The sequence below is a fragment of the Kitasatospora sp. cg17-2 genome (genome assembly GCF_054031055.1).
Genome location: NZ_CM132923.1, coordinates 268,139 through 283,116, shown reverse-complemented (window position 1 = coordinate 283,116; position 14,978 = coordinate 268,139). Strand labels below are relative to the sequence as shown.

General features: G+C 73.4%; 18 protein-coding genes. 6 read left to right on the top strand and 12 right to left on the bottom strand.

The genetic code is table 11. The features are described from left to right. The first annotated feature begins 129 nt into the window (after nt 1-129). On the top strand, nt 130-1,140 hold the full coding sequence (locus ACW14Y_RS01125; RefSeq protein WP_456985538.1) for a phosphotransferase family protein: 1,011 nt from the start codon (nt 130-132) through the stop codon (nt 1,138-1,140). A 60-nt stretch (nt 1,141-1,200) separates the two neighbouring features. On the opposite strand, the gene ACW14Y_RS01120 is transcribed toward ACW14Y_RS01125, so the two are convergent. Next, on the bottom strand, nt 1,201-2,085 hold the full coding sequence (locus ACW14Y_RS01120; protein WP_456985537.1) for an alpha/beta hydrolase: 885 nt from the start codon (nt 2,083-2,085) through the stop codon (nt 1,201-1,203). A gap of 102 nt (nt 2,086-2,187) precedes the next feature. Between ACW14Y_RS01120 and ACW14Y_RS01115 the strand changes: the two genes are divergently transcribed. Continuing rightward, entirely contained in the window at nt 2,188-2,598 is a 411-nt protein-coding gene (locus ACW14Y_RS01115) for a winged helix-turn-helix transcriptional regulator (protein ID WP_380311412.1), read from the top strand. A gap of 94 nt (nt 2,599-2,692) precedes the next feature. On the opposite strand, the gene ACW14Y_RS01110 is transcribed toward ACW14Y_RS01115, so the two are convergent. Continuing rightward, nucleotides 2,693-3,277, bottom strand: a complete 585-nt coding sequence (locus ACW14Y_RS01110) for a hypothetical protein (RefSeq protein ID WP_456985536.1) — start codon at nt 3,275-3,277, stop codon at nt 2,693-2,695. 377 nt (nt 3,278-3,654) lie between these two features. Between ACW14Y_RS01110 and ACW14Y_RS01105 the strand changes: the two genes are divergently transcribed. After that, complete coding sequence (locus ACW14Y_RS01105) at nt 3,655-3,789, top strand: hypothetical protein (RefSeq protein ID WP_456985535.1); 135 nt, start codon at nt 3,655-3,657, stop codon at nt 3,787-3,789. A gap of 77 nt (nt 3,790-3,866) precedes the next feature. Here ACW14Y_RS01105 and ACW14Y_RS01100 read toward each other — a convergent pair whose 3' ends face one another. Beyond that, entirely contained in the window at nt 3,867-4,787 is a 921-nt protein-coding gene (locus ACW14Y_RS01100; protein WP_456985534.1) for a hypothetical protein, read from the bottom strand. Between the two features lie 237 nt (nt 4,788-5,024). Here ACW14Y_RS01100 and ACW14Y_RS01095 point away from each other — a divergent pair, with 237 nt between their 5' ends. Beyond that, on the top strand, nt 5,025-5,402 hold the full coding sequence (locus tag ACW14Y_RS01095; protein WP_456985533.1) for a hypothetical protein: 378 nt from the start codon (nt 5,025-5,027) through the stop codon (nt 5,400-5,402). A gap of 41 nt (nt 5,403-5,443) precedes the next feature. On the opposite strand, the gene ACW14Y_RS01090 is transcribed toward ACW14Y_RS01095, so the two are convergent. From ACW14Y_RS01090 to ACW14Y_RS01075, 4 genes are all read right to left on the bottom strand, one after another. Next, on the bottom strand, nt 5,444-5,878 hold the full coding sequence (locus ACW14Y_RS01090) for a hypothetical protein (protein ID WP_456985532.1): 435 nt from the start codon (nt 5,876-5,878) through the stop codon (nt 5,444-5,446). Between the two features lie 225 nt (nt 5,879-6,103). Beyond that, nucleotides 6,104-6,793 carry a hypothetical protein gene (locus ACW14Y_RS01085; RefSeq protein WP_380311420.1) on the bottom strand — a complete coding sequence of 230 codons (690 nt, stop codon included), beginning with the start codon at nt 6,791-6,793 and terminating at the stop codon, nt 6,104-6,106. Nucleotides 6,794-6,804: 11 nt separating this feature from the next. Continuing rightward, nucleotides 6,805-8,163 carry a DUF4062 domain-containing protein gene (locus tag ACW14Y_RS01080; RefSeq protein WP_456985531.1) on the bottom strand — a complete coding sequence of 453 codons (1,359 nt, stop codon included), beginning with the start codon at nt 8,161-8,163 and terminating at the stop codon, nt 6,805-6,807. After that, complete coding sequence (locus ACW14Y_RS01075) at nt 8,163-8,330, bottom strand: hypothetical protein (RefSeq protein ID WP_456985530.1); 168 nt, start codon at nt 8,328-8,330, stop codon at nt 8,163-8,165. The genes ACW14Y_RS01080 and ACW14Y_RS01075 overlap by 1 nt, the downstream gene beginning before the upstream one ends. A gap of 266 nt (nt 8,331-8,596) precedes the next feature. Between ACW14Y_RS01075 and ACW14Y_RS01070 the strand changes: the two genes are divergently transcribed. Both ACW14Y_RS01070 and ACW14Y_RS01065 read left to right on the top strand, forming a co-directional pair. Next, nucleotides 8,597-8,983, top strand: a complete 387-nt coding sequence (locus ACW14Y_RS01070) for a hypothetical protein (protein WP_380442619.1) — start codon at nt 8,597-8,599, stop codon at nt 8,981-8,983. 112 nt (nt 8,984-9,095) lie between these two features. Continuing rightward, nucleotides 9,096-9,344, top strand: a complete 249-nt coding sequence (locus tag ACW14Y_RS01065) for a hypothetical protein (RefSeq protein WP_380311427.1) — start codon at nt 9,096-9,098, stop codon at nt 9,342-9,344. Nucleotides 9,345-9,519: 175 nt separating this feature from the next. On the opposite strand, the gene ACW14Y_RS01060 is transcribed toward ACW14Y_RS01065, so the two are convergent. From ACW14Y_RS01060 to ACW14Y_RS01040, 5 genes are all read right to left on the bottom strand, one after another. Further along, the gene (locus ACW14Y_RS01060) at nt 9,520-10,554 is read right to left on the bottom strand and encodes a terpene synthase family protein (protein WP_456985529.1); all 1,035 of its coding nucleotides are present in this window, start codon (nt 10,552-10,554) and stop codon (nt 9,520-9,522) included. Nucleotides 10,555-10,567: 13 nt separating this feature from the next. Then, nucleotides 10,568-12,142: a hypothetical protein gene (locus ACW14Y_RS01055; RefSeq protein ID WP_456985528.1), complete on the bottom strand. Its 1,575-nt coding sequence runs from the start codon at nt 12,140-12,142 to the stop codon at nt 10,568-10,570. Nucleotides 12,143-12,310: 168 nt separating this feature from the next. Continuing rightward, entirely contained in the window at nt 12,311-13,213 is a 903-nt protein-coding gene (locus tag ACW14Y_RS01050) for an SAM-dependent methyltransferase (RefSeq protein ID WP_456985527.1), read from the bottom strand. Then, on the bottom strand, nt 13,210-13,848 hold the full coding sequence (locus tag ACW14Y_RS01045; protein WP_456985526.1) for a cysteine hydrolase family protein: 639 nt from the start codon (nt 13,846-13,848) through the stop codon (nt 13,210-13,212). The genes ACW14Y_RS01050 and ACW14Y_RS01045 overlap by 4 nt, the downstream gene beginning before the upstream one ends. Further along, nucleotides 13,845-14,963 (bottom strand): isocitrate/isopropylmalate family dehydrogenase, encoded by a 1,119-nt coding sequence (locus ACW14Y_RS01040; protein WP_380309388.1) that lies wholly within the window; start codon nt 14,961-14,963, stop codon nt 13,845-13,847. Before ACW14Y_RS01040 ends, ACW14Y_RS01045 begins: the two co-directional genes overlap by 4 nt. Nucleotides 14,964-14,978: the final 15 nt, after the last annotated feature.

Genomic DNA, 14,978 nt, shown 5'->3' with positions numbered 1-14,978 from the left:
TTGGATTCCCTCCTCCTGTGCGCGCATCGTCTACAATCGGCCGCTTGTGCGGTGGCGCGCCCGAGGGTCCGTTCCTTCGTCCTCCGTCGGCAGAGAGGCTGCGCAGCCGATACATGGGGGAGGCAAGTCATGAACGTGGCACGCAGGGTTGTCGGACGTGATCATCTGGCAGGGGTCGCGCGGGCGGCGTTGGGAGCCCGGCATCGCCTCGTCGGTGTGTCGCGGCTCCGAGGCGGCAGCAAGAAGGGCGTGTACCGCCTCACCTTCGAGGACGATTCCACCGCGATCGTCTACATCTGGGACGACGCCGAGAACTACTGGCCGACGGCGAACGCCGCCGACGCCGAGGACCATGCGGACCCGTTTTCGCACGCCTCCGGGATCGAGCTGTTCCAGGCCGCCCACCGGCACCTGAGCGCCCTGGGGATCCGCACTCCCCGGATCCGTCTGGCCGACCGGAGCAGGAGCTACTACCCGGCGGACATCGCGGTGATCGAGGACGTCCCCGGCGAGAACCTGGAAACACTGCTCGAGCAGAACCCGCGCAGCGTGGAGACCACCCTGGTGCGGCTTGCCGAGGCACTCGACCTGATGCAGCGGCACACCGCACCGGGCTTCGGCAAAGTCGCCCTGATCGACAACGGCGGGTTCTCCCACGGCCGCTCGTGCGAGCAGGTCGTCCTCGACCGCGCGCTCGAGGACCTGGCCGAAGCCTCCTCGCGCGACATGCGGATCGCAGGTGTCCGTGAGCACGTTGACGACGTGTTGCGCGGCCTGGCCGGCGCTGTGCGCCCGCGCTCGGAGTACGGGCTCATCCACGGGGAGCTCGGACCGGACCACGTGCTGGTGGACCGGCTCGGGCAGCCGGTTCTCATCGACATCGAGGGCCTGATGTTCTTCGACGTGGAGTGGGAACACGTGTTCCTGCGAATCCGCTTCGGCGAGCACTACCAGTGGCTGAACAGGGGCGGACTCGACGAGCGGCGACTGGCCTTCTACATGCTGGCGATGCGTCTGTCGCTCGTCGCCGGGCCGCTGCGACTGCTCGACGGCGACTTCCCCGACCGCGACTTCATGATGGGGATCGTCGAGTACAACCTCCTGCAGGTGCTTGCCTCTCTGCCCGAAGGCAATCGCTGAACCCCTTGGGATCGATCATCCAGGGAGGAGCCGCCGACCGTGCTCCTGGCCCCGCTCCGGTCACCTCGGCAGGTCGGCGGCCAGGAAGGGCGCCAGGAGCGCCAACAGCGCGTCGGGGCGGTCGAGCGGGATGATGTGGCCGCAGTCCTGGAGCCGGTGTCCGACCAGGTCGTCGGCGACGGGGCGGAGTTGGCGTTCGAGTCCGGTGCCGACGGGGTGGGAGCCGATGGCCATGGTGGGCACGGTCAGCCGGGCCGTCGCGACGGCGTCCTCGATCTGCCGCGCGCTGGTGGGCAGGGCCCGGTAGTGGGAGAACGCGCAGCGCAGGGCCTCGCTCCCGGTGTACGCGTGGACGAAGGCCGCGCGGATGTCCTCGGGCACCCCTCGCCCGAGCGTCCCCGAGTCGAGGAACCAGTCGATGTAGGGGCCCTCGTTGCCGACCAGGACGGTTTCGGCGAGGCCGGGCACGGCGTGGAAGCCGAACCACCACGGGGCGCCGCCCGCGACGACGTGCTCGGCTCCGGGTAGCCGGCCGAGCAGCGCCTCCATCACGACCAGGCGCCGCACGAGGCCGGGCCGGCGCAGCGCGAGCAGGACGGCGGGCGCGGATCCCGCGTCGAGACCGACCACCGCTGCCGAGGGCTCGCCGAGCGCGTCGAGCAGCCCCTCGGCGTCGGCGGCCAGGGTCCCCGCGTCGTAACCGTCGACGGCACGTTCACTGGCACCGAGGCCCCGCAGGTCCGGGGCGATGACCCGGTACCTTCCGGCCAGTCGGCCCATGATGCTGCTCCAGACCTGCCAGGTGTGCGGGAAACCGTGCAGCAGCAGAACCGCCGGTCCGTCCCCGGCGATCGCGACGTTGAGCCGGACGCCGTTGGTCACGATGCGGTGCAGTCGGGGTGTAGTGCTGACGGGTACGGCGGGCACGGCGGGAATGGCGGGCATGGTGGCTCCTGCGCTTCTGGTTACCATGGGTGACCACAGCACGATAGGTAACTGGCCGGCCGCTTCCTAGACGGCACTTTCAGGGAAGGTGGTGAGCCGCAGGTGACCACCCCGGGAGCCCGGGCCGCCGATCGTGGGACACGTGGCGACCTGTTCGATCCCCAGTGCCCGACACGGCAGTTGCTCGACCGCATCGGCACCAAGTGGACGTCCATGGCCGTCAGGACACTCGCCGACGCCGCACCGGACGAGGTGCGCTTCGCGGAGCTGAAGCGCCGGATGCCGGGCGTCTCCCAGAAGATGCTGTCCGTGACACTGCGAAGCCTGACCCGCGACGGTCTGGTGTCGCGCCGCGTCGAACCGAGCGTGCCGCCGCGCGTCTTCTACCGGCTCACCGGACTCGGACTGTCCCTGGAAACCGCGCTCGCCGGGCTGCGCACCTGGGCGGAGGAGCACATGGCCGAGATCGACCGCGCCAACGAGGCCGCCGACCAGCAGGTCGACGAGGGGTAGGCAGACTGCCGGCGGCTTCGGGTCCCACACCCGTCGAGGGAGGCCATCAGGCCTTTGCGATACGACATGCGGCACGACGGGCCGCGCAGGCGGATCAGAACGGCTCGAAACTCGGCTCGACCGGAACGCCGGTCGCACCACGTTCCCGCAGTTCGTCCAGGTCCTCCGGCTCGAGGAACTCCAGCGCGTCCGGGGTGATCGCGTGCTGCGGGTCCACGACGCGCAGGCTCTCGACGAAGGCGAGGACGAAGTCGGCGAACGGCCCGTCGAAGACCTCCGGGTCGGCCCCGTTGATGTTCGTGACGACCTTCCAGCGGTCCGGGTCCGGGTCGCAGGGCCAGAAGAAGTGCTCGTCGCCGCTGTAGTCGTACCCCCAGGAGACCAGGCCGCCCGGCGCGGGGTGGAACCGGAAGGGGTACCGGCCCGGGTCGCGCCGCCACGACCCGCCGAACGACTCGTGGATCCCGCGCATCCGGTCCAGCAGCGGACTGGACCCGCGGGGGTGGAACACCACGAGCTCGTCGCAGATCAGACCGGTGCCGTAGGCATCGAGGAACGCCTTGAAATCCCCCGGCAGCGCCGAGCCGACGTAGTCCTCGACCTCGGCCCAGTCGTCCGCCGCCGCTTCTCGGGGCGGCGGCGCGCCGAACAGTCGCACCAGGTCGTCCAGACCCGCCATACGCCCCACCTGCTCGATCCTCGCCGGTCGGCGGCAAGGCTACCCAGGCGAGGCCGCGGCGAGCAAAGGGCAGCGGGCGGCCCGGTCGCCGCGCAGCCCTGACTGCCGGACGCGCTGGCGAGTTGAGCGCCTGGCCCGCAACGCCTTCTCGGGGCAGGAAGATCGCCGTGACGACATGAAGAGCACCTGCCGGCCGGAAGTCCTGGCGCAAGCGTGGGAGCGGCTGGTCGGTCTTCGACCGCGACGGCCGAATCTGCGTCGTGTGCCACGAGCCGGTCCGCTCCTACGTGTACCGCCTCCATCCGCCCGAGTCTGTCGGCTTCGAGCGTTGCATCGGTCTGGCCTGGTGCTCGGGTTGCCGGATCTACTCGGGTGCCATGGTCCACGTCCCTCGTGGGCAGGTCCTGGTCGACGCCCTGGCGTCGCTGCCCGCCGCCGACCGCGACCTGTTGCTCCGGAAGGAGGCCGCGCTGGTCGACCGTCTCGACAGCCGGGGCGTCGGTCGGCGGTAGGCCGTGCAGCGGGCTGAGCCAGCACCAGGTGCGGGAGCGACCCTCCGGCCGGACGACCCCGGATCTGCAGCTGATCGCTAGACGGCTTCGCGTCCCGGCCCGGTTGTGGCGCGTGACGGGGGGAGGAATCGGTTGAGGTCGGACGATGTCCGCAGGTTGTCGCGGGTGGGTGCGGTCATGGTGGGGGCGGTTCCCGGGGCGGAGTAGGTCACGGTGACGGCGCGGGCCTCGCCGTCGTTGGCGCCGAACTCGCGGAACCGGAGAAGTTCCTGCTCGGCGTTGAGCCAGAAGTCGAGGGTGTACGTTTCGCCGCCCTTCTTGAGGGCGGCTTCGACGTGCGGGCGGTGTTCCTCGGTGAGGTCGGGTATCGCGCCCACCACGGCGGCGATGTCGGTGACGGCGCGGTAGTGCGTGACTTCGGCACCGTCGAGCGACTCGGTCCCGACCGCGCTGAGCCGGCCGGTGGTGGCCAGGGTCAGCTGGTTCACCGGGTCCATCGCCATGGTCAGCTGCGGGTAGAAGGGCCGACACCACATGAGGAAGGGCATCTTCACCCAGAAGACCTGCTCGCCGGCGCCCGCCGCGGCCTGCTCCGTGGGGCCCATGTACGCCTCGTTGCCCACCACCCGGACTCTGATCGGGGCGTTCGGGGCGTCGGTCAGGTACTCGATCGCGGCCGGGCCGGTGGTCCAGTTGGCGAAGCCCGTGCCCGGTTCGGCCTCCAGACCCTCCGGCACGGACAGGGCGTACCGAGCGCTGCCCGCCTTGCGCATGACCTCGGCGGAGGCAGCCAACGCGGCCTTGGGATCGGTGGCGGCGGCTTTGCCCGCCGCCACCGCACTGCTTGTCACGGCAGGGCTGGCGACCGTGCCGCCCGAGGCGGAGGCCGCCGCTGGCGGTCCGCCGTCGCTGCCGCTAACGGCGTTGCCGCAGGCGGTCAGGCCGCAGGCCAGTACGGCCAGAGCGACGGTGAGGACGGCGGAACGCGCTCCGCGCATGGAGACTCCCCGCGGGCCCGAACTTCTGTGCTGATTCCGGGCGCAGACTCTAATGGATCATCAGGCCGACCTCTCACAGGTTTTCCCACCGTCCGGGATGTTCCGGTCGGGGTGTGCGGGGCCGGGCTCCGGGGGTCGACGGCTTCCGCCGCAGCGGGGCGAGCGGCTCGGTGGGGTGGGCGGGCGCCGATGTCCGAGGTATCTTTGAACGCGTTCAAATTCAGAATGGGGGATACCGTGCTGACGATCGACCGAGCACCGACGCGGGCGAAGCACCTGGTGGCACTCGCCGTCCTGGGCTGTCTCCCGTCGGCGGTCCTCTTCCCGGGCCCGTCGGCCCTCGTCGTTCTGCTGATCGGGTCGGCGCTGGCGTGCCGGGAGCGGGACGCGCTCCGCACGGTGTGTGCTGCGGCCGTTGCCCTTGTCGCGGCCGGCTCGGTGGTCTGGGTGTTCGACGGGGTGTTCCTGGCGGCGCCGACCGTTCCGGTGCTGCTGGTCGCGCGGTGGGTGGCACGGCCGGGTCCCGAGGTGGGACGGGGTGTGCTGGTGCTGGGCTGGACGGCCGGGGTGCTGCCCGTGCTGGGCTGGTCGGTTCTGGCCCTACGGGCCCTGTGAGGGCGGCCCGGGGCTCCGCGGCCCGTCGGCCCGCGCTCCGTTCAGACGGTGCCGGACCGAACGGGGCAGCAGGACTCACCCGGGTGACGGTCGATCGCGGCAACCAGGTCCCTAGCCGCTGCCCTCACCGCGGGGTCACGGTCATGGGTGAGCTGCGCGGCTGTCGGTCGGCGGCTCAGTACGGCCTGGTGGGCCTGCAGTTGCACCTTCGGCTGCGGCGGGTTGCCGTGTTCGAGGACTTTCTGCAGCAACCCGATCACCCCGGCCCGGGACTTGACGGTCTCCGTGACCGCGAGGTCCCACAGAAAGGGAACCGCGGCGACAGTCGCGTCGAAGACCGCCAGCTCACCGATCCACAGAGCGAGATCGTCCAGGGCGTTCCGGCCGACCCGGGCGTCGCCCCACGCGATCCGCGACAGCACACCGGGAATCCCTGCCGCGGACCCGTAGGCATGCTGCAACTCGTGCCAGCGCACCCGACTTACGCCTTTGAGCAGTGTCCCCACCCAGGCCTCACGCTCCGCTCGTCGGGTCCATGGTCGGATCGGACCCATTCCACCTCATCGATCGCCACGGCGGCGAATCCAGGCAGGCACGCCGCACGGGTGTTCTCGGACCACCCGGTGACATTCCGACGGCAGCGGACAAGCAACTGCCGCTGTGGAGCCCGAGCCTGCGTCGACCGGTCGTTTCGCAGGACGTCAGCCTTCCGCCGGCCGGCGGTCGGCGCGCAGGCGTTCGGCCGCGTCGGAGTCCGCGGACTGGAGGGTGTCGTCGGTGCCCAGGACGTCGGGCACCGCGACCAGGAGCTCGTACAGGAAGTCGTGGTGGCCCTCCGGTGTCGGGGCCGTGTGGTTCAGCGGATGGACCCCGAACTGCAGGTAGTGCAGGGTCTTGCGCATCATCTGGGCCGGTGAGCAGACCGAGACGAGGGTGCCGAAGCCGCCGTCCTTGAAGTACGAGGCGGCGACGAAGCACTCGTCCGCCGAACCGTAGACACCGGCGTCGCCCTTGTACCGCTCGTTCAGGTCGTCGCCGTGGACGGCCGTGGGCGGTACCCCGAGCTTCTCCAGGAACTCCCCGCCGGCCCGGCTGAGGCTGTTCCTGTCCTCCACCCCGAGGTGGCGGTGCCGACTGCCCGGCACGTAGATCTCCACCGGGCGTCCGGCCTTCAGGTACTCCTGGAAGAGCTCGTGGCCGCGCCGCAGCCGCGCCGTGAACTCCTCGCCGGGCGTGGCGCCGTCGACCAGCGGGTGCTGGGCCGCCACCTCGATCAGCACGCCCGGCAGGTGGTCGCGCGTCCGCATGAAGGCCCGGGCCGCGCGCAGGCGGTCGCGCCACCGCTCGGCCGCGGCGGGGGAGAGGAGGGGGGCCGTGTCCCGTTCGTCCATCGCAGACCGCCTCACGTGATCGTCTTCACTTCTCCGCGCCCCTCGACGATGGCCCAGGTCCGTTCGAAGTGCTTCCAGCAGGCGTCGATCAGACCGAACTCCTGGGTCCCGCGCAGTTCCAGGGACGGGGTCTCCGGTGCCCTCGCCGGTGGCAGGGTCAGCGTGATCCATCCCCAGGTGCGGTCGCACAGAATCATCGTGGACCGCAAGTGCGTGGTGAAGAACCCGATTTCGGCCGAACCGGCGGCCGATCCGGCCGCCGTGCTGCGCGCCCGGGCCTCGCGGGCGATGGCCCGCAGCCGGGCCTCGACCTCGCGGACCTCGGCCGCGATCGGCGAGCGCTCGTCCCACAGCGACTCGGACTCGTCGACGTCGGCGAGGAACTGGCCGTCGGTGACCGGTACCAGGACGCGGAGCCGGGCGCCGGCCGCGAGCGCCTTCGTCAGATAGGGCGTCTGGATCTCGATCAGCCGCTTTCCGCTGGTGGACATGATGCCGATCGACGAGGCCTTCCCGAGGTTCTCGCTCATGGCGTTGCCGGCCTGGCCGTCCACGCTGATCCGGGCCACACCGATCTGCGTCCCCGGCGCCACCAGGTGCTGCCATTCGCTGGAGAAGGTGTGGGCGGTCGAGTTGCCCCTGACCCAGCCGGGCTGGGGATTGTGCCTGACGGCCAGCCGCAGCGACCTGGTCACATCGCTGCGGAGGTCGGCGACGGTGCGCCAGGGCTTCCAGAGCCGCTCGCCGCGCACCTTCTCCCGGAAGACGGCGAGCCGCTCGGTGTCCTCCGGCGTCGGCTGCCAGCTCTCCGTGCGCAGTTCGGCGGGATCGGAGTGGACGAACACCAGGACGGGTTTGCCGACCGAGCGGGCGTAGTCGTATTCCCGTTCGGTGAAGCCGGTGTTCCCTCCGTCGAGGTCCCCGTACCGGGCCCCGATGATGAGGACGAGGTAGTCGCAGTCGTCGATCACCCGCTCGACGACCTCCCAGGCGCCTTCCGCGCGTGCGTCGAACAGTTCCATGCCGGAGGGGATGTAGCCCTCCTTGACGAGCTCGTCGATGACGGCCTCGCGGTGCTGCCGCAGGTCGAGGCTGGTCGAGCTGACGAACACCTGGTAGCGGCGCTCGTCGGGAGCGGTGGGCGCCGACGGGGCCCCACCCGCCGCTGCCGGGGCGCCGGACCGGGGGTCGGGTTCCGCCGACCGGTAGTAGTTGAAGTTGTTCGTCACGGTGTTGCGCGATCCGATGGCGTTGCCGGCGACGTCGGCCCCGGCGCCGACACCGCCGCCGCGCACCTCCACGTGCTCGGCGGGGCGCTCGGGTTCGGCCGGGTCCTGCTGCCCGCGCCGGCGGAAGCGTGAACCCGCCATCAGCCGGTCACCCCGGTGCCCTCGCCCCGGGCGGGCCCGGCCGGATCCGGCCCGGGCGCGGCGCTCGCACGCTCGGCCCCGGCGGCGTCCCCGAGGACCGCCCAGAGGGTCAGCGCGACCGCAACGCCGTTGCAGACCAGTGCTGTTGACCTGAACAGCAGGCGCATGTGCGATGCCCCCCATCACAGCTGGAACCTGTAGAAGGGTAGTACCCGGCCCCCGCGCGTACCACGCTCCGGACGTCTGCTCCTGATCTGTGTTCCGGCCCGTTCGGGTGCCGTCGGTGCGTCCGCACGAGTGAATTCCTGTCACTACCGGGTGAGCCGGACGTGCTTCAGGAGCGGCCGGGGCGGTTGGCTGGGGCCCACTCCTCGGGAAGGTTCGTCGAATGCGGTGTGCGCCTCGGCACTGGCACTCCGTGGTCAGGTGCGCCGTGACGGCGCTGCTCGGCGCCGCGCTGGTCCTGCTGGGCGGGGCGGACGCGGCCGAGGCCCGGCCGTGGGCGGCCGGGACGCAACTCTGCGCCGCCGTCCAGGAGGCTCCCGCCGGGGGAGCGGAACCGCTGCCGCTGGTCGCCCCGGTGACCGACGAGTGCCCCGAACCCGCCGAGCGCCGCCGCACGCACGGGACCGTCCCGCTCCACGCCGGCGCCCACCGCGCGGGCCCGGCCTGCCCGACGGGGTGCGGTCAGCCGCCGTTGCCACCCGGCGAGGCGTACGCCGTGCACGACCCTGCCCGGCCACTGTCACCGTGGCCCGCGTACTCCGGACGGACCGGGGCCGAGGCCGCGGGCGCACGAGGCGTCGTCCTGCGCTGCTGAAAGGGCCCGCCGGGCAACCCCTCGGGCCCACGCACCACCCACCACGGCCGTGCAAGGCCCGGCCCGGCTTCCTGCGACCCCCTTTTCCACGCCCTACCGCAGGAGATCCACCATGCCCTTCGACGTCTTCTCCGCCATCGGCGCCATGGTGCGCGCCGAAGCCACCCGCACCACCGAGCCCGCACCGTCCGACCGGCCCGACCACCTCGACCGTTCCGCTCCGTCGGACGAGGACACCACCACCCACGCCGCCGAACCGCGGACGGCACCGCACCCGCTGAACGAACCCACCACCGAACCCGTCCCCCTGCCCGGGGCCCTGCCCCCGGCCGCGCCGCTGCTCCCCGGACTGTCCGCCTGAACACCTCTCGGGGCCGGGCGGGCCGGAAGAATCCGGCCCGCCCGGCCCCGAGGCCGCCAGGGCACGCCAGGGGCCGTCCAGACGCAGCCGGTCTGCGAGGACGGCAGCTACGGAGCGCTCAGTAGGATCAACGGGTCCAGGTCGACCGCTGACCTGACACGCCTCCCCGACCGGGTCACTCGTCGGTGAGGGGCCACCACCAGAGGCTTCCGGCGATCGGTGGCAGGCGGTCCGGCGGTGCGGGGCGGTGGTCGGTGGGTGGCTGCGGTCGGCCGGTGGGGGCGCCGGGGGTGCGGAAGCGGTCGGTGCCGGCCGTCCAGTCGAGCTGGCCCCTGATGCTGGCGGCGAGGTTGGCGATCAGTGCCCGCAGGGCGGGCCCGGCGGTGGACGCCGTACGGGCGCTCAGCCGCAGGAACCGGGCGAGGACTTCGTCGCGCAGCCCGAGTCCCAGCCGGACGGCCTCGGCGGGCCCGCAGCCGAGCGACCGGGCGAGGACGTCGGGCAGGTTGACGTGGTCGAGCGTGGCCGCGGCGTGGTCGCGGGCGTACCCGTAGAGGTCGTTGTCCCAGCCGGTGACCAGGTTGGTCATGTCGATGAGCGCCCGGACGGCCGGGCGGTCGAGTTCGGCCGGCGCGGGTTCGGGGCCGTCCGCCACGGCGAGCACGTCGGCGATGGGCACGAACCACGTGGTGGCCCGGCGGTGGCGCAGGTACGCGTCCAGGTCGGGGACGAGCCGGCTGCGGGAGAGGTGTTCGTCCAGGTTGGCGGCGAGGCTCTCGTCGATCGCTCGGGCCAGGTGGCCGCTCAGGCGTGGGGAGGCCAGCGTGGCGTGGGAGGACAGCATCCGCTGGACGGCGCGGCCGACCGGATCGGGGCTGGGGGCGAGGGTGTGCGCGGCGGCGCGCAGGACGGCGGTGCGGTCGGCCAGTCCGGGGTCCGAGCCCGGGGTGTCGTACAGGTCGTCGAGCACGAAGGTGAGGGTGAGCAGGTCGGTGAGGACGAGGAGGCCCGGCACCGTGGCGCGCGGTGCGAAGCGGGCGGCCAGTTCGCCGATCCGATGGCGGGCCAGCGCGGCCCGCCGATCGGTTTCGGGGGGCACCGCGGCGGCCGTCATCCAGGCGACCTGGTGCTCCTGGGCGAGCCGGTGCCCGGGGTGCAGCGCGGGCGGGAGCGGGCACCAGAACGGTGGGATCGGCGGCGGACGCGTCATCGGCGGTACCTCCTCAGAGAGGGGCGACGGGGTCGGCCGGGCCCACGGCGGCGACGAGGGCCGCGAGCCCGCGGCAGGTGAGAGCGTGGTTCTGGGCCGGGACGTCGGAGAGGAACGGCCGAGGCCCGGACATGGCCGGACCGGGCTCGGTCCAGCCGCCGTCGTCACGCCGGCTCTCCACCAGGAACCGCAGCGCCCGGAGGAGCGCCTCCGGCGGGACCGGCCGGAGGCTGTGCAGCAGCGCGGTGACGGCGAGCGCGGTCGCCGCCGGGCTGGCCGAGTCCTCGCCCTCCAGGCGCGGCCAGGCACCGTCCGGGCGTTGGGCGGTGGCCAGCCGCGCGGCCTCGCGGGCGAGCTCCGGGGACTCCCGGCCGAGCAGCGGCGCGATCTCGGCCGCCGGGTAGGCGGGGTAGCCGTACCAGTCGGCCTGCCAGCGGCCGTCCGCCCGGTGGCGCTCGACCAGCCAGCGTCGGGCAGGGGCGGTGTCGGGGCTCCCGTCCCCCCTGCGACGGTGGGCGTCCACACCTGCGGCGAGGTGGGCGACGACGTCCTGCGCCGGAGTGTCGTCGGAGGACTGCCAGGTCGTCCAGAGCCCGTCCGGCCGCTGCCGCGCCGCGGCGTACGCGCGGGCCGCCGGCCACACCCGGGAGCCCTGCGCGGAGTGGGCCAGGGCAAGCAGCACCGCGCCGGTGGTGTCGTTGTCCGAGGCCAGCCCCTGGCCGGCGACCAGGGGTGAGGTGCTGCCCCAGCCGCCGTCCGGACCCTGCGTCTGCTCCAGGAAGGACAGGGCCGCAGGCAGCGCGCGGGCGTCGAACTCGGGGCGGCCGCGCAGGCAGCGGACCATCAGTGCGGTGTCCCACACGTCGAAGGTGCCGAGCCCCCAGCCGGCCCGGGGATCCCGGGAGCGGCGGAGCTGCCCGGCCGCCGCCCGCACGGCCGGGTGGCCCGGGGTCGTGCACGCGAGGGCCAGGCAGGCGACGGCGGTGGTCAACGCCATCGTGTGGAAGGAACCGTCACCCGCCTGCTCGGCTTCCAGGGCCCGTCGCACGCGCGGCGGAACCGGCCGGTCGAGCGCGTGGTGGGCGAGCAGTTCGGCGGCCAGCAGCACGGTGCGCTGCCAGCCCTTGAGCCCCGCGCCCCGGTCCGGTCCGAGGGCGCCGACCGCTGTCTCCAGCAGGTGCCCGGGGTCGGCGCCGGGCGCGCGGGTCGCGACGGCGACGGTGCGCAGGAGAATGTGCCGGCGCGCCAACGCCGCGTCTTCCGGCGGTGGTTCGGTCATCGGCGGGGGCCGGGACGGCCGCAGGGCGAGCGCGAGCAGCCAGCGGTCCGCCGCCGCGACCGCCGGATGGTGCTGCTGGACCTCGGCCCGCTCGGCCAGCCACCGCAGGGCTTCCGCCGGTACCGACCCCGGTCCTTCGGCCTGCCGCAGGGCGAGGACCGCCACGGCGGTCTCCAGGATGCGCGGCCCGGCGGGCACCGACCAGGATCCGTCGGGCCGTTGGGACGCCACGGCCCGGGCGACCGCCGCCGACAGCGCCGCCCGGGCCCGCCGCTCCAGCCCCGGGCCACCGTCTCCGGCCGCGAACATCCGCCCTCCGTCGTCGCTCGCCTCCGCCCCCCGGGCCAATGTCCCGAATCCGGGGGCCGGTCTGTAGGCGTGTACGGGACGTGAGGGGGTGCGGCGCTCGGTTCGTGCGCGCCTCACCGCGCCGCGGCGTGCGCGCCGGGTCGACCGGGCCACCTTCCCGCGCGGCCGCTACCCGGGTCCGCTCCGGTCGTCCGGGGGCGTCGTCTTGCGGCAGGTGATCCAGCGGTTCGCGGCGAAGGGGTCGTGCGGGGTGTGGCGGGGCAGGCGGGGGGTGGGGTGGTCGAACGGGGTGCGGGTGGTGGTGTGCCAGCCGAGGGTGCTGAGGAGGGCGTCGGTGCGGGGGCGGGGGTCGGGGGAGAACAGGGCGAGGAGGTCGATCCCGAGCCGGTCGCGGGCGGTGGTGTAGACGGGGTGGGCGCGGACGGCGGCGGACTCGGCGGTGCGCTTGATCTCGTACGCGAGGGTGCTGCCGGGGGCGCTGAGCAGGTCGAGGGCGGCCGCGACGCGCAGTTCGGCCTCGGCGGGCAGGTAGAGGAACAGCCCTTCGGCGAGCCACGCGGTGGGCCGGGCGGGGTCGAGGCCGTTCCGGCGCAGGGCCCCGCTCCAGTCGGTGGTGAGGTCGACGGCCACGGTGCGGCGTTCGGCCCGCGGCGCGGCGGACAGGCCGTCCAGGACGTGCTGCTTGAAGGCCAGGACCTCGGGGCGGTCGAGTTCCCAGACGGTGGTGCCGGGGGGCCAGGGCAGGCGGTGGGCGCGGGAGTCGAGCCCGGCGCCCAGCAGGACGACCTGTCGGGTGCCGGCCCGGGCGGCGTCGAGCAGGTGGGCGTCCAGGACGCGGGTGCGCAGCGCGAAGTAGGCCGCCAGACGCTCCCACACCGGGTCGTCCGGGGCGACCTCCGCCGGGTCTCGGGGCCAGTCGGCGCAGCCGGGAGCGGCGCGCACGAAGTGCTCGGCGTACGGGTCGACGGCGAGGGGGTCGGGGCGTCGGGCCTCCAGGGCGCGGGCGTGGGCGACCAGCAGGGCGGTGCGGCCCACGCCCGCACCGACGCCGCGCGTGCCGACGGCGGTCACCGGTGCGCCACCGGCTCGGAGGAGGCAGGCAGGCCGGGCGGGGACGGTGGCACGAAGGGACCGTCGGCGAGGTCGGTGACGCGGGCCCCGTACACCCGGGCCATGAAGCGCAGGATGTCCGCGTCGGCCAGGTGCAGTGCCGCGGTGCAGTCGCGCAGGACGGTGAGGTGGAAGCCGCGCTGGAACGCGGTGCGGGCGGTGGAGTCGACACAGACGTCGGCGAACAGGCCGGCCAGGACGAGGTGCTCGATCCCGCGCCTGCGCAGGTACGGTTCGAGGCGCTCGTCCAGGAACGCGTCGAAGACGGCGCGCTTGGTGAACACCTCTTCACCCGGGCGGGGCCGGACGCCGTGGAACTCGGCGCCCCAACTGCCCTCCAGGCACTTGGGGCGCTTGCCGAGCAGTGCGTCCCGGCGGCGCCAGGCGGGCCCTTGGTGGACGGGGTCGCCGAGGAAGCGCACGAACAGGACGTCGAGGCCCGCCGCCCGGGCCAGCTCGACGGCGCGGACACTGTTCGCGGCGACGCGCGCCAGCCGCTCCGGGTCGCCGGGGAAGCGGGCGGCGGCGAGGGGACCGGCGCAGAAGTCGTTCTGCAGGTCGACGACGAGCAGCGCGGAGCGGGCCGTGCCGGTCACCGGGCACCCGCCCCGGCTTCCGCAGCACTCGCCCTGATTTCGCCGGCGGCACCCGGGCCGGCCCCCGCCGCCCTCTCGGCCAACTCGGCGAGGACGGCGTCCACCACCTCGGTGGTCCCGGCCTGCCCGCCGAGGTCGGGCGTGCGGACGCCGCGACCGCGGACGGCGGTGAGCGCGGCTTCGAGGGCCGCCTCGGCACCGGGGCAGCGGACGTGGCGCTCGGCGATCCGCGCGGCGGCCCGCAGCGTGGCGACCGGGTTGACCACACCGCGCCCGGCCAGGTCGTCGGCCGAGCCGTGCACCGTCTGATACTCCGTCAGTTCATCGAGCTCCGGCGCCAGATGGACGTTCTCGGTGCACCGGTCCTCCTGCCGCTGCGCCCCGTACCGGTCGAGCAGCACCACGTGCATGATGTCCGCCCACTCGTTCCCGGCGACCAGCACGGTGCGGTCCTCGGGGCCGTGCGTGATCAGGTTGCGGTTGACCGTGTCGGGCTGGAACAGCTCCACGGCCACACCGAGTTGCTCGGCCAGACCCTCGGTCCACGCGTCCAGCGCCCCGTCCAGCAGGTGGTACTTGTAGGCCATCAGGACGCGGGAGGGGCCCTGCGGCCAGAGCGCGCGGGCGCGGCGCACGGCGTACTCCAGGATCCGCACCGTGACGGCGCGGCTGAACTCCATCGTGCGCACCACGGTGCCGGGGGTGTGCCGGTTCTCGCCGGTGTAGAAGCCCTGCGCCTGGTCGCGGACCAGCAGTAATCGGGCCGGGCCGGCCGTGAGCGGTTCGACCTTGACGGCGGCCAGCCGCTGACGCACCAGGTACAGGGACTGGGCGTTGATCGCGGTACGGAACACCGCCCGCACGCCGCGGGCGGCCTGGTCCCGGCAGAACTGCTCGTAGTGGGCCGCGTCCTCGGTGGTGAGCCGCTCGAACTGCGGTGTGTCGCGGGCCTGTTCGCGCAGCGAGACGTAGGAGTGGTAGAGCCGCGGTGACCGCACCACCTCGGCCCGCGTACCGTGCAGGGCGGTGATCCGCTCCAGCGCCCGTTCGAAGACGGGGGCGAGTTCGGGTCCGGTGCCGCGGCCGACGGCGAGGGCTATGAGGGGTGCGGTCATGCGGGGTCCTTCCGG